Source organism: Micrococcus sp. KBS0714 (genome assembly GCF_002008305.4).
Lineage (GTDB): Bacteria > Actinomycetota > Actinomycetes > Actinomycetales > Micrococcaceae > Micrococcus > Micrococcus luteus.
In genome coordinates, this window is record NZ_CP042169.1 from 430630 (window position 1) to 453168 (window position 22539).

The 22539-nt window shown below is 73.7% G+C and carries 15 protein-coding genes; 9 read left to right on the plus strand and 6 right to left on the minus strand.

Going from position 1 to position 22539, the window contains the following annotated elements:
- Window positions 1-54 precede the first annotated feature (54 nt).
- The gene (locus tag B1A86_RS01965; RefSeq protein ID WP_044659010.1) at window positions 55-1272 is read right to left on the minus strand and encodes a glycosyltransferase family 1 protein; all 1218 of its coding nucleotides are present in this window, start codon (window positions 1270-1272) and stop codon (window positions 55-57) included.
- Window positions 1273-1432: 160 nt separating this feature from the next.
- On the opposite strand from B1A86_RS01965, the gene B1A86_RS01970 reads away from it, so the two are divergent.
- The gene (locus tag B1A86_RS01970; protein ID WP_246836837.1) at window positions 1433-2797 is read left to right on the plus strand and encodes a DUF6350 family protein; all 1365 of its coding nucleotides are present in this window, start codon (window positions 1433-1435) and stop codon (window positions 2795-2797) included.
- A 10-nt stretch (window positions 2798-2807) separates the two neighbouring features.
- Here B1A86_RS01970 and B1A86_RS01975 read toward each other — a convergent pair whose 3' ends face one another.
- Window positions 2808-3245 (minus strand): hypothetical protein, encoded by a 438-nt coding sequence (locus tag B1A86_RS01975; protein WP_070709856.1) that lies wholly within the window; start codon window positions 3243-3245, stop codon window positions 2808-2810.
- 22 nt (window positions 3246-3267) lie between these two features.
- Here B1A86_RS01975 and purN point away from each other — a divergent pair, with 22 nt between their 5' ends.
- Window positions 3268-3831: a phosphoribosylglycinamide formyltransferase gene (gene purN / locus B1A86_RS01980; RefSeq protein ID WP_078025794.1), complete on the plus strand. Its 564-nt coding sequence runs from the start codon at window positions 3268-3270 to the stop codon at window positions 3829-3831.
- Here the strand turns inward: purN and B1A86_RS01985 are convergent.
- Window positions 3818-5239: an MFS transporter gene (locus B1A86_RS01985; RefSeq protein ID WP_078025793.1), complete on the minus strand. Its 1422-nt coding sequence runs from the start codon at window positions 5237-5239 to the stop codon at window positions 3818-3820. The genes purN and B1A86_RS01985 overlap by 14 nt on opposite strands.
- 117 nt (window positions 5240-5356) lie before the next feature.
- Here B1A86_RS01985 and purH point away from each other — a divergent pair, with 117 nt between their 5' ends.
- From purH to B1A86_RS02005, 3 genes are all read left to right on the plus strand, one after another.
- Window positions 5357-7048, plus strand: a complete 1692-nt coding sequence (gene purH / locus B1A86_RS01990) for a bifunctional phosphoribosylaminoimidazolecarboxamide formyltransferase/IMP cyclohydrolase (RefSeq protein WP_078025812.1) — start codon at window positions 5357-5359, stop codon at window positions 7046-7048.
- Window positions 7049-7115: 67 nt separating this feature from the next.
- Window positions 7116-8468: a magnesium transporter gene (gene mgtE / locus B1A86_RS01995; RefSeq protein WP_078025792.1), complete on the plus strand. Its 1353-nt coding sequence runs from the start codon at window positions 7116-7118 to the stop codon at window positions 8466-8468.
- A 652-nt stretch (window positions 8469-9120) separates the two neighbouring features.
- Window positions 9121-11343, plus strand: a complete 2223-nt coding sequence (locus B1A86_RS02005) for an NADP-dependent isocitrate dehydrogenase (protein WP_078025791.1) — start codon at window positions 9121-9123, stop codon at window positions 11341-11343.
- 145 nt (window positions 11344-11488) lie between these two features.
- Here the strand turns inward: B1A86_RS02005 and B1A86_RS02010 are convergent, their stop codons facing one another.
- The gene (locus B1A86_RS02010; RefSeq protein WP_036338176.1) at window positions 11489-12082 is read right to left on the minus strand and encodes a methylated-DNA--[protein]-cysteine S-methyltransferase; all 594 of its coding nucleotides are present in this window, start codon (window positions 12080-12082) and stop codon (window positions 11489-11491) included.
- A 72-nt stretch (window positions 12083-12154) separates the two neighbouring features.
- Here B1A86_RS02010 and B1A86_RS02015 point away from each other — a divergent pair, with 72 nt between their 5' ends.
- A complete protein-coding gene (locus tag B1A86_RS02015; RefSeq protein WP_036338179.1) occupies window positions 12155-13753 on the plus strand; it encodes a TIGR01777 family oxidoreductase in 1599 nt (532 codons plus the stop codon).
- Window positions 13754-13796: 43 nt separating this feature from the next.
- Here B1A86_RS02015 and B1A86_RS02020 read toward each other — a convergent pair whose 3' ends face one another.
- Entirely contained in the window at window positions 13797-15644 is a 1848-nt protein-coding gene (locus B1A86_RS02020; protein ID WP_036338182.1) for a glutaminase, read from the minus strand.
- Between the two features lie 168 nt (window positions 15645-15812).
- Here B1A86_RS02020 and B1A86_RS02025 point away from each other — a divergent pair, with 168 nt between their 5' ends.
- Both B1A86_RS02025 and B1A86_RS02030 read left to right on the plus strand, forming a co-directional pair.
- Entirely contained in the window at window positions 15813-17708 is a 1896-nt protein-coding gene (locus B1A86_RS02025; protein WP_138976774.1) for a glycosyltransferase family 1 protein, read from the plus strand.
- Window positions 17708-18709 carry a glycosyltransferase gene (locus B1A86_RS02030; RefSeq protein ID WP_078025788.1) on the plus strand — a complete coding sequence of 334 codons (1002 nt, stop codon included), beginning with the start codon at window positions 17708-17710 and terminating at the stop codon, window positions 18707-18709. The genes B1A86_RS02025 and B1A86_RS02030 overlap by 1 nt, the downstream gene beginning before the upstream one ends.
- A gap of 112 nt (window positions 18710-18821) precedes the next feature.
- Here B1A86_RS02030 and B1A86_RS02035 read toward each other — a convergent pair whose 3' ends face one another.
- Complete coding sequence (locus B1A86_RS02035; RefSeq protein WP_078025811.1) at window positions 18822-19661, minus strand: ATP-grasp fold amidoligase family protein; 840 nt, start codon at window positions 19659-19661, stop codon at window positions 18822-18824.
- A gap of 111 nt (window positions 19662-19772) precedes the next feature.
- Here B1A86_RS02035 and hrpB point away from each other — a divergent pair, with 111 nt between their 5' ends.
- Window positions 19773-22460 carry an ATP-dependent helicase HrpB gene (gene hrpB, locus B1A86_RS02040; RefSeq protein WP_078025787.1) on the plus strand — a complete coding sequence of 896 codons (2688 nt, stop codon included), beginning with the start codon at window positions 19773-19775 and terminating at the stop codon, window positions 22458-22460.
- Window positions 22461-22539 lie beyond the last annotated feature (79 nt).

Sequence of the window (22539 nt, forward strand, 5' to 3'; positions counted from 1 at the left end):
GGACACGACACCCGGGCGCCCGTCCGGCGTCCGGCCCGTCGTCCGCCCCGGGGTTCAGCCGAACACGCGCGCGGCCAGCAGCGCCGGCGCCGTCAGCAGCCGGCGGGCCAGCTCCACGCGGCGGCGCTCCTGCACCGCGATCGCCTTCTCGTAGTAGCCCATGAGCTGCTCGCACAGCACCGGCCAGGTCCGGCCCTGCACCGACGCCCACGCCGCGTCGGCGAACGCGGCCCGCTTGACGTCGTCGTACACGAGGTCCGCGACGTGGCGGCGCAGCTCGTCCAGCTCGCCGGGCGGGTAGAGCCAGCCGGTGCGGGAGGCGTCCACGATGTCGAGGGGGCCGCCGCGGCCGACGGCGACGACGGGCACGCCCGAGGCCATCGCCTCCTGCAGCGTCTGGCCGAAGGTGTCGGACTCGCCGGGGTGCACGAACAGGTCCAGGCTGGCCACGTGGCGCGCGAGGTCCTCGCCCCCCTGGAAGCCGGCGAAGTGCGCGCCGGGCAGCTCCCGCTCGAGCTGTTCGCGCAGCGGCCCGGAGCCGATGACCACGAGGCGGGTGCCCGGCAGGTCCGAGAGCACCCGCAGGTCCCCGACCTGCTTCTCGTGCGCCAGCCGCCCCACGAAGCCCACGAGCTTCTCGCCGTTCGGGGCGAGCTCGGCGCGCAGCGCCTCGTCCCGCTTGGCGGGATGGAATCGGCGGGAGTCGACGCCGCGGCCCCACAGGTGCACGCGTCGCACCCCCTGGCGGTGCAGCTGCCGGACGGTGAACGACGACGGCGCGAGCGTCAGCGTGGCCATGTTGTGCAGGCGCGCCACGTGGCTCCACAGGACGTCCTCCAGCCACGGGGCGCCGTACCGGGCCGCGTAGCCGGGGACCTCGGTCTGGTAGACGGCCACGGAGGGGATGCCGAGCTCCTCGGCCGCCTGCACCGCGCGCCAGCCCAGCACGAAGGGGGAGGCGATGTGCACCACGTCCGGGGCGAAGTCGGCGAGCATGCCGCGCAGCCGGCCCACCGTGCCGGCGGCCACCCGCACGGAGGTGTACCCGGTCAGGGGCACGGAGGGCAGGGTGCGCACGGGGAAGCCCTCGACCTCGCGGGGGGCCTCACCGGCGCCCGCGCGTTGGGTCCACCCGGCGGACCACGAGGCGGCCGGGGCGACCACCATCGCCTCGTCGCCCCGTTCCCGCAGGTGCCGCAGCACCTGGAGGATGGAGTTGGTGACCCCGTTCATGTGGGGCAGGAACGATTCGGCGACCACGACGACACGCACGTGGCCGACGCTAAGGACCCCGGACCACGGCCGGGACACCCGCCGACGACGGCCCGGTGACCCCGCGGTGAACTCTCGGGGCGCGTGACGGTCGTCGCACCGGCCCGCGCGGCCCGCCCCCGTCCAGGCGCCGCCCGGAGTCGGGTGGCACCATGGACGGGTGAGTTCCCGCCCCGCTGCGCCCCGTCTGCTGCGCCCCGTCCCCCTGCCGCTGTGGCTGCAGGGGGTGGTCGAGGCGCTCGTCACGGCGATGATCAGCCTGCTCGCGGTCATGGTCCCCACCCTCGCGGTGTGGGCCACCGGCGGGTTCGAGCGGCCGACCATCGAAGGCGCCGTCCAGGTGGGCGGCGTCCTGTGGCTGGCCCTGCACGCGGTGCCCGTCACCGTGACCACGGCCATGCCCACCGCGCCGGACCACCTCATCACCGGCACGGCGTGGCTCGTGCCGTGGGGCCTGACCCTGCTCCCGCTCGCGCTGTCCTGGCGGGCCGGCCGGCGCCTGGCCCGCGCGTCCTACCGGGACCAGGCGTGGCAGGCCTTCGTGGGCGCGGTGGGGGCCTACGCCCTGGTGGGGCTGGCCGTCGCGTTCCTGCCCGGCACGGACGAGCTGACGGCCCACCCCGCCCCGGCGGCGCTGCTGCCCGCCCTGCTCTTCGGCGTCGCCGCCCTCGCGGGGGCGCGGCGCGAGGCCGGCACCTGGGCGCACCTGATCGGCCTGGACCTCACGGAGCGGATCTCGCGGCGCTCGCAGTACGAACGCTGGGCCGGTTCGTACGCCTGGTCCGTGGTGCGCGCCGCGGCCGTCGCCGTGCTCGCCCTGACGGGCCTGAACGCGCTGCTCGTGGCGGGGCGGCTGGCCGTCGAGTGGACCGCCGTCGTCACCGTGGCCGAGGCGATCGGGGGCGGTCCGCTGGGCGGCCTGCTCCTGGCGCTGCTGCAGATCGGCTGGCTGCCCACGTTCACCGCGTGGTCGATCGCGTGGACGGCGGGCCCGGGGTTCTCCGTGGGCGCGGACAGCCTCTACTCCGTGTTCGGCGCGACGCCGGCCACCGCGCCCGCCCTCCCGGCGCTGGGTGCGCTGCCCGGGACGTGGTCGCCGTGGCAGCTGCTCCTGCTGGCCGTGCCGATCGGCGCCGGCGCCGTGGCCGGCGTGTGGCTGCTGCGGGAGGGGGAGAACCACCTCGACGACTGGCTGCACACCCGCCACGGCAGCCGCGCGGTGTCCTTGACACTGTCCACGCTGGCCCTGGCCGTGCTCACCGGACTGCTCACGGGGCTGCTGCTGCTCGTGCCGCTGGCCCTCACCTCCGGGACGCTCGGGCTCGGCGCGCTGACGGACCTCGGCTCCCACGTCTGGGCGGTGTCCGCCGCCGTCGCCGGGTGGGTCGCGCTGGGCTGCGCGGCCGGCTACCTCACCGCCCTGGCCGTGGCCGGGCACCGGGACGGGACGACGACGGTGCCGCGGTCCGGCGACCGCGCCTCGGGCCTGCGCGACCGGCCGTCCCCGCGCCGGGCGCGGGACTGACGCCCGCGGCTCAGGGCCGCAGCTGGGGCACCCCCGTGCGCTCCTCCACCTGACGGGTGAACTCGTCCGCGCACGCCTGCTGCGCCCGCACGGTGAGCGCGGAGGCGCCGCACTGCTCGAGCTGGACCGTCGCGTCCCACGCGAGTAGCGGCAGCGCCGCCGTCGTCATGCCCATCAGCGCCATCGCCATGCCGGCGGACGCCACCGCGCGGGGCAGCCCCGAGCGCTCGGCGCCGCGGCTCGTGACCCACACGCGCACGCCGAGCACGAGGGCGACCAGCCCCAGCGCGAGGGCGATCAGCTTCCACGGCAGCACGAGGGAGAAGGAGAGCACCATCCCCAGCAGCGCCACGGACTGCCACAGCAGGGCACGGCCGGTGCGGACGCGGCCGGGGTCCGGGGCGCCCTGCGGCGGGCGGGGCGGGGAGGAGGGAACGGGGGCGGACACCCCCTCACCCTACGATGGGCGCATGCGCATCGTTGCCCTCGTCTCCGGTTCCGGCACCAACCTGCAGGCCGTCCTCGACGCCGTCGCCTCCGGCGCCCTGGACATGGAGATCGCCGCGGTGGGCGCCGACGTCGCCGACGCCGGCGGCCTGGAGCGTGCCCGCGCCCACGGGATCGAGACGTTCGTGGTGTCCCCGAAGGACCACGCGGACCGGCGCGCGTGGGACGAGGCGCTCGCGGACGCCGTCGCCGCCTACGCGCCGGACTGGGTGGTGTGCTCCGGATTCATGCGGATCCTGGGCGCCCCGCTGCTCGAGCGGTTCGACGGCCGCATCCTCAACACCCACCCGGCCCTGCTGCCGTCCTTCCCGGGGGCCCACGGCGTCCGGGACGCGCTGGCGCACGGGGTGAAGGTCACCGGCTGCACCGTGCACGTGGTGGACGCGGGCGTGGACACCGGCCCGATCCTCGCGCAGGCCGCGGTGCCCGTGCTGGACACGGACACCGAGGCCGAGCTGCACGAGCGCATCAAGGTCCAGGAGCGGGCCCTGCTGCTGCGCGTGCTCGGCGAGCTCAGTCGGCGCTGACCTCGAGGGCGCGGCCGCGGGTCTCCGGGGCCAGCGCCAGCATCGCCGCGCAGGCCAGGACCACGAGCCCGCCGGTGACGGCGAACGCCCCCGGCAGCCCGAGGGCGGGGACCAGCGTGCCCACGAAGAGCAGCGGACCCAGGCCCGCGCCCACCCGCGAGGCCGCCGACGCCCAGCCGAAGCCGGAGGCGCGCAGCGTCGTCGGGTACAGCTCGGAGACGTACGTGTAGAGCACCGGGATCGCGACCTGCACCACGAAGCCGAACGTCAGCACGAGCGGCAGCACCGCGGCGGGCACGTCCAGCACGCTCGCCAGCCAGACGGTCAGGGCGCTCGCGACGACGGCGCTGACGGCCAGCAGCCAGCGGCGGCCGGTGACCTCGATCAGCGCGGTGGCCACGACCACGCCGAGCAGGCCGGCCGCGGCCATGCCGGAGGTCATGATGAAGGCGCGGCCCTCCGCGTAGCCGGCGTCGATGAGGAACGTCGGCAGCCACTGCAGCGCGATGTAGTAGACGAGCATGATGGCCACGAACAGGGCCCAGGCGACCGCGGTGATGCGCGGGGAGAACCGCCAGACCGCGGCGAGCTGCGCGCCGACGCCGCTGGAGCGGGCCGGCTCGGCCGGGGGCATCGTGTAGGGCCGGCGAGGCGCGCCGGTGGCCGCCACCATGCGGTCGATGACGGCGCGGGCCTGTGCCTCGCGGCCCCGGCTCATCAGGAACAGCGGGGACTCGGGGATGCCCAGGCGCACGACGAACACGAGCAGGGCCGGCAGGACCATGGCCAGCAGGGGCAGGCGCCAGTCGCCCCACGTGCCCACGAGCCAGGCGGAGACGAGGCCGCACAGCGCGGCGCCGACGGGCCACCAGCCGTCCATCGCGGCCAGGACGCGGCCACGCAGCCGGCGCGGGGTGAACTCGCCCACGAGCGCGTAGTCCACGGGGATCGTGCCGCCCAGGCCCATGCCGGCCACGAACCGGAACAGCGCGAACCACAGCAGGGAGTCCGTCAGCGCGCCCGCGATCGTGAACACGGAGAAGATCGCGAGGGTCCACGCGAACGCCGCCTTGCGACCGATGCGGTCCGCGATGGTGCCCCACAGGAACGCGCCCACGGCCATGCCGATGAGGTTGGCGGTGCCGATCCACGCGGCGTCGGCCTTGTCCAGGGCCCACTCCTCGCGCAGCAGCGGGATCATCACGCCGTTGAGCGTGACGTCCCACGCGTCGAACATGAAGCCCAGGCCGCCGATCAGGAAGATGCGGCCCTGGACGGACCAGCGCCACGGCAGCTCCTGGACGACCGCCTCACCGGTGGGCAGGGCGGCGTCGGGGGCGACGACGTCGGGCGCGGGCCCGGGGTGCGCGCCGTCGGCGCTGGGGCGGGGTGGGGTGGCGGAGGACATGGTCGGCTCCCGTTCGTCGGGTGGAGTGGGGGCGGTCCGTCACGCGGACGCCTGGGCCATTATGCGGCCCGGCCTATGCTGGAGGACACCCGGACCCCCTCGAAGGAGCGCCCCCTCGTGACCTCTGCCCAGCCCACCACCACCGTCCTGGACACGGTGCCCCTGAAGCGGGCCCTGATCTCCGTGTACGACAAGACCGGCCTCGAGGAGCTCGCCACCGGGCTCCACGCCGCGGGCGTGCAGATCGTCTCGACCGGCTCCACCGCCCAGCGCATCGCCGCCGCCGGTGTGCCCGTCACCGAGGTCGCCGAGGTCACCGGGTTCCAGGAGTGCCTGGACGGCCGCGTGAAGACGCTGCACCCGCGCGTGCACGCGGGCATTCTGGCGGACCGTCGTCGCGAGGACCACGTGACCCAGCTGCGCGAGCTCGAGGTGGAGCCGTTCGACCTCGTCGTCGTGAACCTCTACCCGTTCGTGGACACCGTGAACTCGGGCGCCGCGGAGGACGCCGTCGTCGAGCAGATCGACATCGGCGGGCCGTCCATGGTGCGCGCGGCCGCGAAGAACCACGCGTCCGTGGCGATCGTCGTGGACCCGGCCCGCTACGGCGAGGTCGTCCAGGCCGCGCAGTCCGGCGGCTTCGACCTGCGCGCCCGCCGGCGCCTGGCCGCCCTGGCATTCGCCCACACCGCGGCGTACGACAACGCCGTGGCCGCCTGGACCGCCGCCCACTTCGGCGAGGACACGCACGCCGACGAGATCCCCGTGTTCCCGCCCTATGCCGGCTTCTCCCTCGAGCGCGCGCAGATCCTGCGCTACGGCGAGAACCCGCACCAGCCCGCGGCACTGTACCTGGACTCCTCGGCGGCCCCCGGCATCGCGCAGGCCGAGCTGCTGCACGGCAAGCCGATGAGCTACAACAACTACGTGGACGCCGACGCCGCGGTGCGCGCCGCCTTCGACCACCCGGTCCCGGCCGTGGCGATCGTCAAGCACGCCAACCCGTGCGGCGTGGCCGTCACGGACGAGGGCACGGACATCGCGCAGGCGCACGCCAAGGCCCACGCGTGCGACCCGGTCTCCGCGTTCGGCGGCGTGATCGCGGCCAACCGCCCCGTCACCGCCGCCATGGCCGCCCAGGCGAAGGACGTGTTCACGGAGGTCGTGGTGGCCCCGTCCTTCGAGCCGGAGGCCCTCGAGATCCTCACCGCGAAGAAGAACCTGCGCCTGCTGAGCCTGCCCGAGGGCTTCGTCCGGGACGCCGTGGAGGCCAAGCAGGTCTCGGGCGGCATGCTCCTGCAGATCACGGACGCCGTGGACGCCGACGGCGACGACCCCGCCACGTGGACCCTCGCCGCCGGACCCGCCGCGGACGAGGCCACCCTCGCCGACCTGGCCTTCGCGTGGCGGGCGGTGCGCGCCGCCAAGTCCAACGCGGTGCTCCTGGCCCACGACGGCGCCACGGTGGGGGTCGGCATGGGCCAGGTCAACCGGCTCGACTCGTGCCGCCTGGCCGTGGAGCGGGCCAACACCCTGGGCGCCGCGCAGACCGGCGGCCAGGACGTGTCCACCGCCGGCGGCGCCGAGAACGTCTCCGGCGACGGTGCGCCCGAGCGCGCCCGCGGGGCCGTGGCCGCCTCCGACGCGTTCTTCCCGTTCGCGGACGGCCTGCAGATCCTCCTCGACGCCGGCGTGCGCGCCGTGGTGCAGCCCGGCGGCTCTGTGCGGGACGAGGAGGTCGTGGCCGCGGCCGAGGCCGCCGGCGTTACGCTGTACCTGACCGGGGCGCGCCACTTCTTCCACGGCTGAGCGCGGCGCGCCGCCGCCGAACGGGGGCCCGGGCCGGGCCCCCGCGACCCCAGGAGGTGACGAGGCGATGACCCGCCGCGAGGTCGAGAGCGTCGAGGATCGCATCCGCGAGCACCTGCGCAGGGACGACCTCAACAGCGCGGTCGAGCTGCTGCGCGCGCTGTCCCCGGGCGACGCGCTCGAACTGCTCGACCGCTCCGAGCCGCGCATGGTCCCCGTGCTGTTCCGGCTCCTGGACAAGTCGACGGCGGTCCGGGTCTTCGCGGCGATGGAGACGGGCCAGCAGTCCGACCTGGTGCGCCAGCTCCAGGACGGTCAGGTCCAGGACCTCTTCGCCGAGCTGCGGGTCTCGGGCCAGGCCCGGCTGCTCGACGAGATGCCGGCGACCGTGGCCCGGAAGATGCTCGCCGGACTCGACGCCGGGGCGCGCGGCGAGGTCGGCCGGCTCCTGGGCTACCCGGCGGACTCGGTGGGCCGCCGGCTGCGCATGGCGCCGGTGCGTCTGCGCGAGGACTGGACCGTGGCCGTGGCCCTGGAGAACCTCCGGGACCACGGCGGCCGGGAGCAGGCCGCCATCGTGTCCGTGCCGGTGGTGAGCCCGCAGGCGCGCCTGACCGGCGTCGTCGACGTCTCCGTCCTGGTCACGCAGCCGCTCGACGCGCGGGTCTCGGAGATCATGCGGGAACCGGTGTCCGCGGTCGCCACCGAGGACGCCGAGGAGGTGGCCCGGCTCTGTGCGGACCGGCGCCTGTGGACGGTCCCCGTGACGGACTCGGAGGGGCGCCTGATCGGCGTGTTCACCGTGGCCGACGCCCTCGAGGTCCTCGACGAGGAGTCGACGGAGGACGCGGCGCGCGCCGGTGGTGTGGAGCCCCTCGGCCGGCCCTATCTGGCGACCTCCGTGCTGGCGCTGATGCGCTCGCGCATCACGTGGCTGCTCGTGCTCGCGATCGGCGCCACCCTCACCGTGCAGGTGCTCGGCGTCTTCGAGGACACGCTCGAGGAGATGGTCGTCCTCTCCCTGTTCATCCCGCTGATCATCGGCACGGGCGGCAACACGGGCAACCAGGCGGCCACCACGGTCACCCGGGCGCTCGCCCTCGACGACGTCCGGCCCCGCGATGCGCCGCGCGTGATGTTCCGCGAGCTGCGCGTCGGCATGGCCCTGGGCGGGTGCATCGGCCTGCTGGGCCTCGTGATCGCCGGGCTCGTGTTCTCGTGGCCCGTCGGTCTCGTGATCGGGGCGACGCTGTTCACCGTGTGCGCCTTCGCCGCCACCGTCGGCGGTCTCATGCCGTTGGCGGCCCGCACGATCGGCGCCGACCCCGCCGTGTTCTCGAACCCGTTCATCTCGACGCTCGTGGACGCCCTTGGCCTGGTCGTCTACTTCTTCATCGCCCAGGCCGTGCTCGGCATCTGAGCCGGCCCCGATCCACGACGCCCTGCCTACACTGGCCGCATGATGCACGACGGGCCCTGGGGTGGCATGGGCGGCATGATGGGTGAACTCATGGTCGGCAGCGGCTGGCTGGCGCTGCTGGAGTGCCTCGTGCTCGGGGGCTTCGCGCGCGTCCCTCTGCGCGCGGCCGGCGAGCGACGGGCCGAGGGGCAGCCGTGGGCCGTCCCCGGGGCGGTCGGCTTCGGGCTGCTCGCCGTGGCGGTCGTGGTGGCCCTGGCCGCGTGGGGCACGTTCTTCGGGTTCATGGGGATCGCCTTCGCCGCGGTCACCGCCCTCGGCGCCTGGCAGTCGTTCACCGAGGGGGAGCGGCGACGCCGGCGCGAGGCCGAGCAGGTGCGGCATGCGGCCCGCCTCGGCGAGGCGTTCCGGGGCGGGCCCGCCGGACCGGCCGTGCCGCCGTCGTCGGGGGGCGCCCCCGCCGACCCGACGCCCCCCCTGGTACCCGGGCGACCCCGCCCGGCCCGGCGAGGGCACCGGCGACGGCCGGGGACGCTGACGCCGAGCCACACACGGTGTGGCGCGTCCGAGGCGCCGGGTAGATTGGCGGGGAGTCACCCGTTCCCTGCCGACGAGGGCCGCGTCTCGAGTGCGGCCAGAAGGAGAGATCATCCGCATGTCGAAGATCATCTACACGCTCACGGACGAGGCCCCCATGCTGGCCACCGCGTCGCTGCTGCCGATCGTGCGTGCCTACGCGGGCACCGCCGGCGTGGAGCTGGAGACCCGTGACATCTCGCTGGCCGGCCGCATCCTCGCCGCGTTCAAGGACGTCCTGCCCGAGGACCAGCGCACCGCGGACGCCCTCGCCGAGCTCGGCGAGCTCGTGAAGTCCCCCGAGGCGAACGTCATCAAGCTGCCGAACATCTCCGCCTCCGTGCCGCAGCTGCGCGCCGCGATCAAGGAGCTGCAGGCGGACGGCTACGCGCTGCCGGAGTACCCGGACGAGCCGAAGACCGACGAGGAGAAGGACGCGAAGGCGCGCTACGACTCGGTCAAGGGCTCCGCCGTGAACCCGGTGCTGCGCGAGGGCAACTCGGACCGCCGCGCCCCGAAGGCCGTGAAGGCGTACGCCAAGCGCTTCCCCCACTCGATGGGCGAGTGGACCCCGGACTCCAAGACCGCCGTCGCCACCATGGGCGCGGACGACTTCCGCGCCAACGAGCAGTCCGTGACCCTGCCGGCCGCCGACGTGCTGACGATCGAGTTCACCGGCGAGGACGGGAAGACCACCGTGCTCAAGGAGGGCCTGAAGGTCCTCAAGGGCGAGGTCGTGGACGGCACGTTCATGTCCGCCAAGGCCCTGGACGCGTTCCTCGCCGAGCAGGTCAAGCGCGCCAAGGAGGAGGGCATCCTCTTCTCCGCGCACCTGAAGGCCACCATGATGAAGGTCTCCGACCCGGTGATCTTCGGCCACGTCGTGAAGGCCTACTTCTCCGAGCTGTTCGAGAAGTACGGCGAGCAGCTGGCCGCCGCCGGCCTGTCCGCGAACAACGGCCTCGCCGCGATCGAGGGCGGCCTGGACAAGCTCGACGCCGAGACCGCCGAGGGTGTGCGCGCCGCCATCGCCGCCGCCTACGAGAACGGCCCGGACGTGGCCATGGTGAACTCCGCCAAGGGCATCACCAACCTCCACGTGCCCTCCGACGTGATCGTGGACGCCTCCATGCCGGCCATGATCCGCACCTCCGGCCGCATGTGGAACAAGGACGACCAGACCCAGGACACCCTGGCCGTCATCCCGGACTCCTCCTACGCCGGCGTCTACCAGGCCGTGATCGACGACTGCAAGGCCAACGGCGCCTACGACCCCACCACCATGGGCACCGTCCCGAACGTGGGCCTCATGGCGCAGAAGGCCGAGGAGTACGGCTCGCACGACAAGACGTTCATCATGGACGCCGCGGGCACCGTGGCCGTGAAGAACTCCGCCGGGGAGACCCTGCTCTCCCACGACGTCGAGGCCGGCGACATCTGGCGCGCCTGCCAGACCAAGGACGTCCCGGTGCGCGACTGGGTGAAGCTGGCCGTGACCCGCGCCCGCGCGTCCCAGACCCCGGCCGTGTTCTGGCTGGACGAGACCCGCGCCCACGACCGTGAGCTCATCAAGAAGGTCGAGGAGTACCTCAAGGAGCACGACACCGAGGACCTGGACATCCGCATCCTCTCCCCGGTGGAGGCCGCCAAGCTCTCGGTGGAGCGCATCCGCCGCGGCGAGGACACCATCTCCGTGACCGGCAACGTGCTGCGTGACTACAACACGGACCTGTTCCCGATCCTCGAGCTGGGCACCTCCGCGAAGATGCTCTCGGTCGTCCCGCTGCTCAACGGCGGCGGCCTGTTCGAGACCGGTGCGGGCGGCTCCGCCCCGAAGCACGTGCAGCAGCTGGTGGAGGAGAACCACCTGCGCTGGGACTCCCTCGGTGAGTTCCTCGCGCTGGCCGTGTCCTTCGAGCACGAGGCGGTCGCGAACGAGAACCACCGCGCGCGGGTCCTGGCGGACACCCTGGACGCCGCCACCGGCACCTTGCTGATCGAGGGCAAGTCCCCGAAGCGCAAGGTCGGCGAGCTGGACAACCGCGGCAGCCACTTCTACCTGGCGCTGTACTGGGCCCGCGAGCTGGCGAAGCAGACCGAGGACGCCGAGCTGGCGGCCGCGGCGAAGCCGGTCGCCGAGGAGCTGGAGGCCCAGGAGGAGACCATCCTGGGCGAGCTCAACGGCGTGCAGGGCTCCCCGGTGGACCTGGGCGGCTACTACTGGCCGGAGCTGGAGAAGGTCACCTCCGTGATGCGTCCGTCCGCGACGCTCAACGCGATCGTGGACAAGCTCTCCGTCTGAGCATCTGAGCGCCTGGGGCCGGGTCGCGTGCGTGGAGCGCGCGGCCCGGCCCCTTCTCGTGTCCGCAACGCGGGTTGAGTTGTCGCGGGTGTTCGAGCCCCGGACCCGTGACAACTCAACCCGCGTTGCCGTGGCGAGGGGGTGGTCAGCCCGCGTGGGCCGCCTCGTGGGCCAGCAGGGCCTGCTTCGCGGCGGTGCCGTAGAGGTAGTGGCCGGCCGCGCCGTCGGCGCGCACCACGCGGTGGCAGGGCACGACGACGGCCACCAGGTTGGCGGCGCACGCCCCGCCGGCGGCGCGCACGGCCCGCGGGGCCCCGCACCGTTCGGCCAGGCCGCCGTAGGTGGCGGGGGAGCCGGGGGCGATGCCGCGCAGCTCCCGCCACGCCCGCTGCCGGAACGCGGTGCCCGGCTGGGTGACGTCGAGGGCGTCGAGCGCGGCCACGTCCCCCGCGGCGTAGGCGGCCAGGGCGTCGGCGACGGGCTGGGACGCACCCGGACGCGGTTCCACGGGGCGCGGGTTCATCTCGCGGTCGGCGGTCTCCGGGTCCAGGGCCACGAGCCGGTCCATGAGCGTCTCGAGGAGGCGCCCGATCGCGGCGGCGGGGGGCTCCGAGTCCTCCGGCACGGCCACGCCGGAGGCGCGCACCGTCTGGTCCTCGGGGGAGAAGACGGCCACGAGGGTGAGCTCGGTGGCGGGCAGGGCGGCGGCGGTCCAGCGCAGCTCGGGAAGCAGGTCCATCCCCTCATTGTCCTGCACGGCCCGGCCCGGACAGGTGTTCGCGCGTCCCCTCCCTGTGTCAGGCTGGCGTCCATGACCGAGATCCGCGTCTTCGAGCATCGCACCCTCCTGCGCCACCCGCGTGAGGTCGTCTTCCGCTGGCTGGAGAACCCCGGCGCGCTGGAGCGGCTCACCCCGCCCTTCGCCGGCGAGGTGGTCCAGGGGCCCACGGACGGCCTCCGCGTGGGCTCCGAGTCGCGGCTGCGCATCCAGGCCCCCGGGGCGGCCGGCCTGTTCGCCGGCGCGGCCCACGGGATGCTCACCGGCCTGCTGCCGGACGCCGTCGCCTCCCGCCTGCCCGGTGGGGCCGCGCCCGCGGTGCCGTGGCGAGCCCGCCACACGGCCTACGAGGAGGGCCGCATGTTCCGGGACGAGATGGTCTCCGGTCCCCTCGCCTCCTGGCGGCACACCCACCTGCTCGACGACGCCGCGCCCGGTGAGGCGGACACGGCGGACGGCCGGCGCGGCACGGTCGTGACGGACCACATCGAGTACGCCCTGCCGGGGGAGTCCCTGGTGTCCCGCGTGCCCGGTCTGGGCGCCGCGGCCTCGCGCCGCACCCACGAGGCGTTCGAGGCGGAGCTGGGCCGCCAGTTCGCCTACCGCGCCCGCGTGATGGCCGATGACCTGGACTTCCACGCCGCCCACCCCGGCCCCCTCGTCGGCGGGCCGGCCCGCACGGTCGCCGTGACGGGGTCCGGTGGACTGATCGGTCGGCAGCTCTGTGCCCTGCTCACCACCGGCGGCCACCGCGTCATCCGGCTCGTGCGGAGCCCGAAGAGGGCCGGTGCGCTGGACGCGGCGCTGTGGGACCCCGGCCGGGAGACCGTGGATGAGGACGCCCTGGCCGAGGCCGACGTCGTCGTGAACCTGGCGGGCGAGCCCATCGCGGGCCGGTTCACGGACGCGCACAAGGAGGCCGTGCACGACTCGCGCGTCCGCGGCACGCGCACCCTCGTGGACGCGCTCGCCCGGATCGCCGCACGGGAGGGGGACGACGCGCGGGTGCGGGCACTCGTGAACGGCTCGGCGATCGGGTACTACGGGGCGGACGCGGGCACGGGCCCGTTCGGCAGCGGCCTCGTCGAGGATCTGGAGCCCGGGGACGACTTCCTCGCCGAGGTCGTCGCGGACTGGGAGGCGGAGGCCCGGCGCGCCGAGGCGGCCGGCATCCGGGTGGCGATGCTGCGGACCGGCGTGGTGCTGAGCCCGGCCGGAGGCATGCTGCAGCAGGTGCTGCCGCTGTTCCTCGCGGGCCTCGGCGGCCCGGTCGCGACCTCGGGCGGGGAGAGCCACGACGGCAGCCCGTGGCTGAGCTGGATCGGTGCCGATGACATCGCCGGCGCCTTCGCCCACGCGGTGATCGACGACGGCGTCACCGGCCCGGTGAACGCGGTGGCGCCGGAGCCGGTCACGGCCCGGGAGTTCGCCACCGTCCTCGGGCGGGTGCTGCACCGGCCGGCGGTCATCCCGGTGCCCGACGCCGGGCCGCGCCTACTGTTGGGTGAGGAGGGCCGGGTGGAGACCGTGGCGGCGGACCAGAAGGTCGTGGCGGACCGACTGGTCGCCTCCGGCTACGACATGCGCGACCCCGAGCTGGAGGGCGCGTTGCGCCACGTGCTCGGGCGGTGACGGGGTGGGGCGGCGTCCCCCGGGACGCCGCCCCCGCGGGTTGTCAGTCCTGCAGCGCGCCGGTCTCCCGGATGAGCTGGCTCAGCGCGGTGAACGCGTCGCGGGCCAGCGCCTCCCAGAGGGCCAGGGCCAGCTGGGGGAAGCCCTCCTGGAGCGCGACCATCACCTGGGCGGTGAGGACTCGCGCCGTCACCGGCCCGCGCGCGCGAACGGTGGAGGGCTGACGGCCCGGCTGGCCGAGGGCCATCTCGCCGAACGTCATCCCCGGGGTGAGCAGGGTGCGGCGCACACGACGGCTGCCCGTGCCCTGGCCCGAGAGCTCCACGGTGCCGGAGACGATCACGTAGATGCCGCCGAACGGCTGGCCGGCGCGACGGATGATCTGGCCGTCCGAGTAGACCCGCTCGTCCATCATGGACTCGAGCAGGCGCGCATCGTCCGCGGAGAGGTGCTGCAGCAGGGGTGCTACGGCCGCCTCCTGGGCGTCCCGCGGCAGCAGGTGGGGGGCGTGCCGGGAGAGCAGCCGCTGCTCGGCCCACTGGGCGGCCCGCGAGCGGGAGTCGAAGAACACGAACTGCGCGCCCTCGGCGGCGGGGTCCACCCCCTCGGCCTCATCCTGCAGCGGCTCGGGCAGGTCCACCTCCACGGACTCCTCGACGGCCGACATCAGCTCCTTCATCTCGGCGGCGTCCCGGTCCACGACGACGACGTCGAGCCCGTTGCCCAGCGCGCGGGCGAACCACTGGGCCACCAGCAGGCGGGCCGGGCGGGAGATGGAGCTGACCGAGCGCATGTCCACCACGAGCGTCTCGAGGGCCTCCGGCAGACCGCGGCTGACGCGGGCGATCGCGTCCACCTGGCTGAAGCCGAGGTGACCGCCCAGCTCCATGACGTGCACGGTGTCCGCGAACCGCCCGAGCGCCTCGAGGACGACGGCGCTGCGCACCGTGCCCGAGGGCGCCTGATCGATCCGGTAGTGGGTGCGCAGGGCCGCGCGCGGGGAACCGGTGACCACCGACGGGTGCAGCTCGAAGTCCTCGACGATGGTCCGCAGGGCGGCCATCGCCGCGGCGCCGAGCCCGTTCTCGTCCGTCGTGTCCGACTGCAGCGCCAGACCGAGGTGGCCCGGCACCACCACGAGCACCGTGCCGCCGCGCGTGGACGCCCAGCCGGGCTGGCCGACGTCGTACGCCCATCGGGAGTCCCGGGTGTCCATGCCGCAGGAGTCCATCACGGACAGCACACCGCGGACCGTCTCCTCGCTCAGCACACGGTCCCCGGTGACGGGGTGGACGCCGCCGTGCGCGAGGGTGCCGGCGAGCAGGGCGAGGTCCTCCACGGTCACGGCGGCGGCACGCACCGTGGCGATGTCCTCGAGCAGCGTCTCGGGGTCGGCGTCCAGCGTGTCGAGGGACTTCATCAGCCAGGCAGCGGACCGGGTGTGGTGCTGGGCGCGGTTCTCCGCACGCGCGGCCGACTCCGTGACGGTGACCTCGCGGTCGAACAGGGCGGAGAGCAGCTGCATCATGCGCGCGGTGCGGTCGCGGCCACCGCGGCCCTTCACGAGGGAGGCGGTGGCCACCGCGCCCGCGTTCTGCAGCGGGTTGTGCGGCAGGCCCGTGACGGCGTCCACCTCGACCCGGTGGTCCAGGTCGCGCACGGGGACGGCTCCCACTCGCTCGCCCACCCGCACCGCGCCGAGGTCCTCGAGGGCCTGCGCGTGGAACAGGGGAGAGGCGAGCGTGGCGAGCGGCACGGGCGTCATGGATCCGGAGACGTAGCGGTGCCCGTCCACCAGGAGCATCGCGACGCCCAGCCCGTCCGGGACCTCCCCCTCGCCCGCGTGGGCCGACGTGAGGCGATCGAGGTGCTCCTGGACGGGTGTGGTCATGGGTCACAGCCTAGTCAGTGGGACGGTCCCGGGACAGCGTGGCGGAGGCGGTGTGGAGCACCATGTCGCATACGAAGAGCGGGGTTCACCCTCGGTCACGTATGTTGAGTCGTGGTGCCCGCGGGCGGCACCGTCCACTCGCCATAAAACTCATGGAAAGCAGGGTCGATGATCCTTCTAGAGCACGCCGAAGGGCCGGGAGAATCCCTGCCCGACGTCTCCGATCTCGCGCACCACGTTCCAGTGGCTCCTGGCGAGCTCCTCAGCGTCGCGATCCAGCACGTCAATGACGCAGATGCGCGAGGGGCGGCGCTGGTACAGCTGAGGTTCGAAGACGCAGCAGGAGAACGGGTGGAGGTCGAGGGGTGGACCCACGTCTCGCCGAGCCTGGGAGAGTACCGGTACCTCTCCGGCGGTGAAGGCCAGCGCGTCACCGCCTTCGATGTCACGGTGCCGGACTCGGCGGCCCATCTTGTGCTGCAGGGCCACGCGTGGAAACCGGAGTTCCCCGTACGCGTGAACGGCGCCCCGATGGTCCTGCGCCACGTCCATCCGCTGGACACGCCAGTGGCCCCGTTCAGCCCGGACACGCGCGTCCGGGTATGGGACTTCGTCCAGCACGTGCCGGTGAGCCCGGGCACCGCCTCCATAGAAGGGGTCGTCCATGCGAGCCTGCCGACCGAGAAGAGCACGGCGCTCCTCACCGTCGGCTTCCTGGATGAAGCAGGACGTCCCCTTCCCGGACCGTCGGACCTCCCCCAGAATCCGACGTTCGGACCTTTCGTCCAGCTGCGGGGGGCCGCAGAAGGCCCCCTTGAGACGCAGTTCCAGATTGCGGTCCCGTCGCAGGCTCGATGGGTCCGCATCCAGGGCCGACGCGGGTGGGGAAACTCTGACGTCATGATGCAGGCCGAGGTCGACGTGACGGAGGTCCGCTCCTCGGCTGCCGAGATCGACGCCTTCCTCGCGGAGATCCCGGAGGGCGACACCCTGCTCGTCATCGACACCACCGCACCTCCGCTCGGACACGAGACGCTGTCCCTGCGGCCCAACAACCTGGCACGCGCTTTCGAGAGGGCCGGGGTGTGGGTCGTGTTCCTGCCGTTCTCGTCACTCCAGGAGTTCCCGGCGCGGGTGTCCGATCGGATCCTCCAGGTCGCCCGCAAGGACTTCGGCCGGCTGGTGCGCGGCTTGACCACCCGACGGCGGTCCATGGGCGACACCTACATCTGCAGCTCCTTTCCGTCGATTGGGGCCGTCGCCCTCGGCACCCAGCTGAAGACCCTTGGCTGGCAGGTCGTCTACGAGTGCCGTGACGACATGGAGGAGTTCAATCGCGTGGGCTACTCCAAGTGGTATTCGCCCGCATTGGAGCGGCAGATGCTGATCGTGGCCGACAAGGTCGTCAGCGTCAGTACCGCGCTCGACGCCAAGCTCGTGTCGATGTGGCCGGCCCTGCGCGACCACGCGGTCATTCCGAACGCGGTCAACCGTCACGTCATCGACCAGTCGGAGGGCCTGAGGACTGAGGAGAGCTTCGACCGACGTGAACACCTGCGGGTGGCCGGGTACGTCGGGCACCTGACGCCCTCCTGGTTCGATTGGCCGCTGATCGCTGAAGCAGCCCGGCGTATGCCGGAGACCGTCTTCGAGATCATCGGTCACGGTGCGCCCCAGGGCATGTCACTGCCTTCCAATGTCCACCTTCTGGGCCCCCGCTCCCACGAGCAGCTGGCGGACATCGTCACCGGCTGGAAGGCCGGGCTCATCCCGTTCCTGGACATCCCGCTCACCCGATCGGTCGACCCGAACAAGATCTACGAGTACTTCGCATGGGGTCTGCGTTGTGTCACCGCGCCCATGGGGAGTGTGGAGACGTATCCGTCGACCTGGGTCCATCGGGGAGTGGACGAGTTCGTGGAGAAACTCGACGAGGCACTGAGCACGCCATGGGCACCTGGCGAAAGGGAGGCCATGGAGTCCTTCGTCCAGTCGAGCGACTGGGATGACCGGGCCGAACGCCTGCTGTCCTACTACGGGATCACGACGGAGGGACGCGACTGATGCGCAAGCTGATCTTCTACCCCAATCTGTCCAAGGGCGGCGTCTCCGCCGTCATCCGGGGCCGGGCCCAGGCTGAGCCTGACGTCCAGTTCGACGCGGTGTTCCTTCACGACCGAGGGGGCTCGGACGCATTCTCTGACATGGCCAACGTCCACGTGCGCCTGATCCAGGAGAGCAGGTCGGGGCCCTATCTGACGCACCTGGCCCACCAGTTCGACTACGAGTCCGTGTCTGTCCTCAGCCACCCGGCCACGGCCAACGTGTTGTCGGCATTGGACCATGTCGCCGTGACGTATGAATTCCATTCGTCCAGCATCCCCGTCATCGAGAAGGAACTCGGAGCGCTGGAACTGGACCGGCTGGCCGCCGTCGTCGTGCCCTCCCAGATCATGGCGCGGGAGATTCAGCCGCTGCTTCCGCGTCGTCTCCGCTTCCGCCTGGCGGTGGAGCCCAACCTCGTGGATGTCGAGACTTTCGGAGAGCAGGGGTCAGCGCAGTTCCTCGCCGACTCCGGATTCGGCGATGGGCCGGGCACGATTCCGCTGCTGTGGGTCGGGCGGTTCGACCAGGGGAAGGCGTACGCGCACTTCCTGAGGGTCATAGCGGCTCTTCCCCAGGAGTACGTGGGGCATGTCGTGGTGAGCCTGGAGGACGACCCACATCGTGCGGAGCGCTTCTTCGCCGAGGCTGCGGGTCTGGGCGTCCTGGAGCGTGTGCGTCTCTACCTGAACCTCACGCCACAGGCGCTGGGGGAGTTCTACCGCTCGGTCAGGGACGCGGACGGCTGGTTGGTGTCTACGTCGCTCAAGGAGTCCTTCGGCTACGCCGTGGCGGAGGCGACGAACGCCGGGCTTCGTGTGGCTGCCTCGGACCTTCCGGTCTGGGACCTCTTCGCGGGCACCGGCCTGGTGCATCGTGTTCCCAGCGGGTCCATCGCGGACCTGGTGCGAGTCATCCGGGAGGGGGCCCCGGTTTCCGCGGGCGCCGCAACGGCCTGGTGAGGGCGTCAGGCGGCGCGCTTGGCGCGCCGTCTGGAGCGTCCCCGTCCTCCGCCTGGTCTGCGGGCCAAGCGGAGGGCCGGGGGCTATGGCCGTATTTCTTGGTCCCGCCCGATCAATTGCGCTTCGGCGCATCGATGAGAAGCGAGCCAGCGAGTCGCTTCTCTGCCGCGTCCCACATCTTTCCCAGCCGGGCGGCCTCTTCCGGAGCCATGACTTTCCGGTTCTTATAGAAGAAGGTGCCTGGGTAGAACGTGATCTCACCGAGCACCGGGCCAGCGGGGGTGTCGTAGAGATCCACGCGGCAGAACGCCGAAGGCACCGCTGTGCTCACGCGGCGAGCCACGGCCAAGAGTTCCTCGGCTCCCGCCGGGGGTTCTGCAGCGTCGACGATGGACTCCAGATGAGTGACTCCAGGGTGCACACCGAATCGGTCATGGACGTCCGTCATCGGTGAGAAGTCACCGTTGAAGTATGACGCTGCGGCGGGCCCCGCGATGTGGTCTTCCACCAGTACGAAACCGCACTCGCCCTGGAACATGTAGCACCGGACATCGGCCGGCGGAGTCACTCCACGACGGTCACTCAGCAGCTCCTCGACAAGGAACTCGCCGTCGTCGGGGCTCAGGTCGTACCTGCCCTCGATCTCACGCAGCGTCTCGATGAGCCCCGGAACTGTCACAGGCTCGTCTTTCACAAGATCCCACAGCTCGGCCCCGCGGCGTTCGAGCAGATGCACCCCGATGGACGTGGAGGCGAAGCCAGGCTTGACGATGCACCGCTCGGGGAAATCGAACCGCTCGAGATCGGACAGCGGCCCCTTGAAGAGCTGTTCAGGAGTCCTGATCCCGATCTGCGCAGCGAACTGACGGGTCGCGTTCTTCGCCCCCAGCCATCCAGGGACGCCAGCTTCCCGCCCCTCCAGGCGATTCTGAATCCTGTCGAAGTAATCCATGGCCTGTGGCCCGTCTGCACTCTGCGTCACATCGACAGTCAAGCACACGTGCCCGCGACTCCAGTCACGTGGCGGAGAAACAGCCGGGCGTTCTTCGCGACAATGGTCCCGATGCCCACCCCCGTCGATCCCGTCACCGTCCCCTCCGCCCTCTCCGCCGCCCTCGGCCGCCTCAGCGCCGGCCTGACGTTCGCGGCCGCCCTGCCGGACCTCGAGGCGGCGCTGGACGCGCGCGGGGCGGCCGTCGTCGAGGCGCCCCCGGGCACGGGCAAGACCACCGTGGTCCCGCCCGCGCTCGCGGTCCGGCTCGCGGACCACGGCGGCGGGCGCGTCCTGGTCACGCAGCCGCGGCGGGTCGCGGTGCGCGCGGCGTGGCGACGGCTGCGCACGGCGGTGCTGGCCGCCGCGGCCGACTCGCATCCCGGCGCCGACCCCGACGCGCGGGCTCGGCTCGCGGACGCCGCCGTCGGGTACGCCGTGCGCGGCGACGCGGTGGGCGGCGGGGCCTCGGCCGTCGAGTTCGTGACCCCGGGCCTGCTGCTGCGCCGCCTCCTCGCCGACCCCGGACTCGACGGCGTGGGCGCGGTGGTCCTGGACGAGGTCCACGAGCGGGACCTGGACACGGATGTGCTCTTCGCCCTCCTCGCCGACCTGCGGCAGCTCCGTCCCGAACTCGCGCTCGTGGCCATGTCCGCCACCGTGGACGCGGCGGCCCTGGCCGCCCGCTGGGCCCGCGGCATGGGGGAGGCGCCCCTGCCCGTGGTCTCCACCCCGGCCGTGCTGCACCCGCTGCGCGAGGAGCACGCCCCCTTCCGCGGCCACCGCCTCACCGCCGAGGGCCGCGTGGACCGGGCCTTCCTCGACCACGTCGCGGCCACGGCCGCACGCGCCCACGCCAAGGCGCTCGAGGCCGACCCGACCGTGGACGCCCTCGTCTTCCTGCCCGGCGTGGCCGAGGTCGAGACCGTCGCGGGGCGCGTCGCCGCGCTCGCCCCGGACACCGAGGTCCGCGTCCTGCACGGCCGCCAGGAGCCCGCCGACCAGGACGCCGCGCTCGCCGGCCGTACCGACCCCGCCGTGCCGCGCGTCGTCGTCGCGACGGCGGTCGCCGAGTCCTCGTTGACCGTGCCGGGGGTGCGCCTCGTCGTCGACTCGGGCCTGGCCCGCGAGCCGCGCCGGGACCGGGGGCGGGGCATGGCCGGTCTCGTCACCGTCCAGGCCTCGCGCGCGGCCGCCGGCCAGCGGGCGGGCCGCGCCGCCCGCCTCGGCCCCGGCACCGTGGTCCGCTGCCACACCGCCGCGGCCCTGGGCACCGCGCCCGCGGCCCCGACGCCGGCCCTCGCCGTCGTGGACCTCGCGCCGGTGGCCCTGGCGTTCGCGGCGTGGGGGGCCCCGGGCGGCCGCGGGCTGACCCTGCCCGAGGACCCGCCGGCCGACGCGATGGCCGCCGCCGAGCGCACGCTCGCCTCCCTCGGCGCGGTGGACGCGGACGGGCGCATCACCCCGCACGGCGCCGTCCTGGCCGAGCTGCCCCTGGACCCGCCGCTCGGCCACGCCCTCCTGCGGGCGGCACCGCTGACGGGGCCCCGCCCCGCGGCCGAGGCGACGGCGGCCCTCGCCCTGGACCTGCGCGCCCCCGGCGCCGACCTCGAGGCGCTGGTCGCGGCCCTGCGGGACGGCCGGCACCCGGAGGCCGGGCGGTGGCACCGGGAGGCGGATCGGCTCGAGCGCCTGGCCCGTCGGCACGCGCACCACGCCCCGGAGACGCGGGAGCCGGACGAGCCCGGGCCCGAGGCGGCGACCGCGCCGCGGCACTCCGCCGGCCTCGTGGCCGCCCTGGCCTTCCCCGCGTGGATCGCCCGACGCGCGGGGGAGGAGGGGGCATACCTGCTCGCCTCCGGCACCCGCGCGGCCCTGCCCCGCGACGCCGTCGGCGGCCTGGCGGGGCAGGAGTGGCTGGCCGTGGCCGAGGTCGCCCGTGTGGCCGGGGACGCGGCCGGCACGGGTGCCGCGATCCGCGCGGCCGCGCCGATCGACCGGTCCCTCGTCGAACGGGCCGGAGCGGGCCTGCGGCGCACTGAGGACACCGCCGAGTGGCGCGGGGACCGGCTCACCGGCCGCCGCGTGGACCGGCTGGGCGCGCTCGTGCTGGCGGAGACGCCGGCGCCCGTGGCCCCCGACGCCGCCGCGCAGGCCGTGCGCGATGCGCTCGCCGCCGACGGCCTGGCCCGGTTCGACCCGCGCGGCCGGGCCGAACGCCTGCGCCGCCGGGTGCACCTACTCCACCGCGTCCTCGGCGCCCCGTGGCCGGACCTCTCGGACACGGCGTTGCCCGACCTGGACACACTGGTCGACGGGCTCGCCGCCGACCTGGCCGCGGGACGGCCCCTCGCGCGCCTGGACGCCGAGGCGCTGCTGCGCGGCGCCCTGCCCTGGCCGGAGGCGGGCCGGCTGGACGAGCTCGCCCCCGAGCGCCTGCCTGTGCCGAGCGGGCGCGCCGTCGTCGTGGACTACCCGGCCGTCCACGAGGACACCCCGCCCGTGGTCGCCGCCAAGCTGCAGGAGTTCTTCGGGGCGCGTGTCACCCCCGCCGTGGCGGACGGTCGTGAGCCGGTGGTCCTGCACCTGCTCTCCCCGGCAGGCCGCCCGCTCGCCGTGACCGCCGACCTGCCGTCCTTCTGGGCCGGCCCCTACGCGCAGGTCCGCGCCGAGAACCGCGGGCGTTACCCCAAGCACCCGTGGCCCGAGGATCCCGCCGTCGCGGAGCCGACCGCCCGGACGAACCGCCGCGCCCTCTGAGAAAGGGGCCCGCGAAAGGTGCGGGAATCGCTCCGATGCGTGATGATGGCGGTCACATCCGACTCGCATCGAATGAGGT

What these genes read in the sequence shown, in the direction of transcription:
- purN (WP_078025794.1), top strand. Translation starts at nt 3,268, where the DNA reads ATGCGCATCGTTGCCCTCGTCTCCGGTTCCGGCACCAACCTGCAGGCC.
- B1A86_RS01985 (WP_078025793.1), bottom strand. Translation starts at nt 5,239, where the DNA reads ATGTCCTCCGCCACCCCACCCCGCCCCAGCGCCGACGGCGCGCACCCC.
- mgtE (WP_078025792.1), top strand. Translation starts at nt 7,116, where the DNA reads ATGACCCGCCGCGAGGTCGAGAGCGTCGAGGATCGCATCCGCGAGCAC.
- B1A86_RS02005 (WP_078025791.1), top strand. Translation starts at nt 9,121, where the DNA reads ATGTCGAAGATCATCTACACGCTCACGGACGAGGCCCCCATGCTGGCC.
- B1A86_RS02010 (WP_036338176.1), bottom strand. Translation starts at nt 12,082, where the DNA reads ATGGACCTGCTTCCCGAGCTGCGCTGGACCGCCGCCGCCCTGCCCGCC.
- B1A86_RS02015 (WP_036338179.1), top strand. Translation starts at nt 12,155, where the DNA reads ATGACCGAGATCCGCGTCTTCGAGCATCGCACCCTCCTGCGCCACCCG.
- B1A86_RS02020 (WP_036338182.1), bottom strand. Translation starts at nt 15,644, where the DNA reads ATGACCACACCCGTCCAGGAGCACCTCGATCGCCTCACGTCGGCCCAC.
- B1A86_RS02025 (WP_138976774.1), top strand. Translation starts at nt 15,813, where the DNA reads ATGATCCTTCTAGAGCACGCCGAAGGGCCGGGAGAATCCCTGCCCGAC.
- B1A86_RS02030 (WP_078025788.1), top strand. Translation starts at nt 17,708, where the DNA reads ATGCGCAAGCTGATCTTCTACCCCAATCTGTCCAAGGGCGGCGTCTCC.
- B1A86_RS02035 (WP_078025811.1), bottom strand. Translation starts at nt 19,661, where the DNA reads ATGGATTACTTCGACAGGATTCAGAATCGCCTGGAGGGGCGGGAAGCT.
- hrpB (WP_078025787.1), top strand. Translation starts at nt 19,773, where the DNA reads ATGCCCACCCCCGTCGATCCCGTCACCGTCCCCTCCGCCCTCTCCGCC.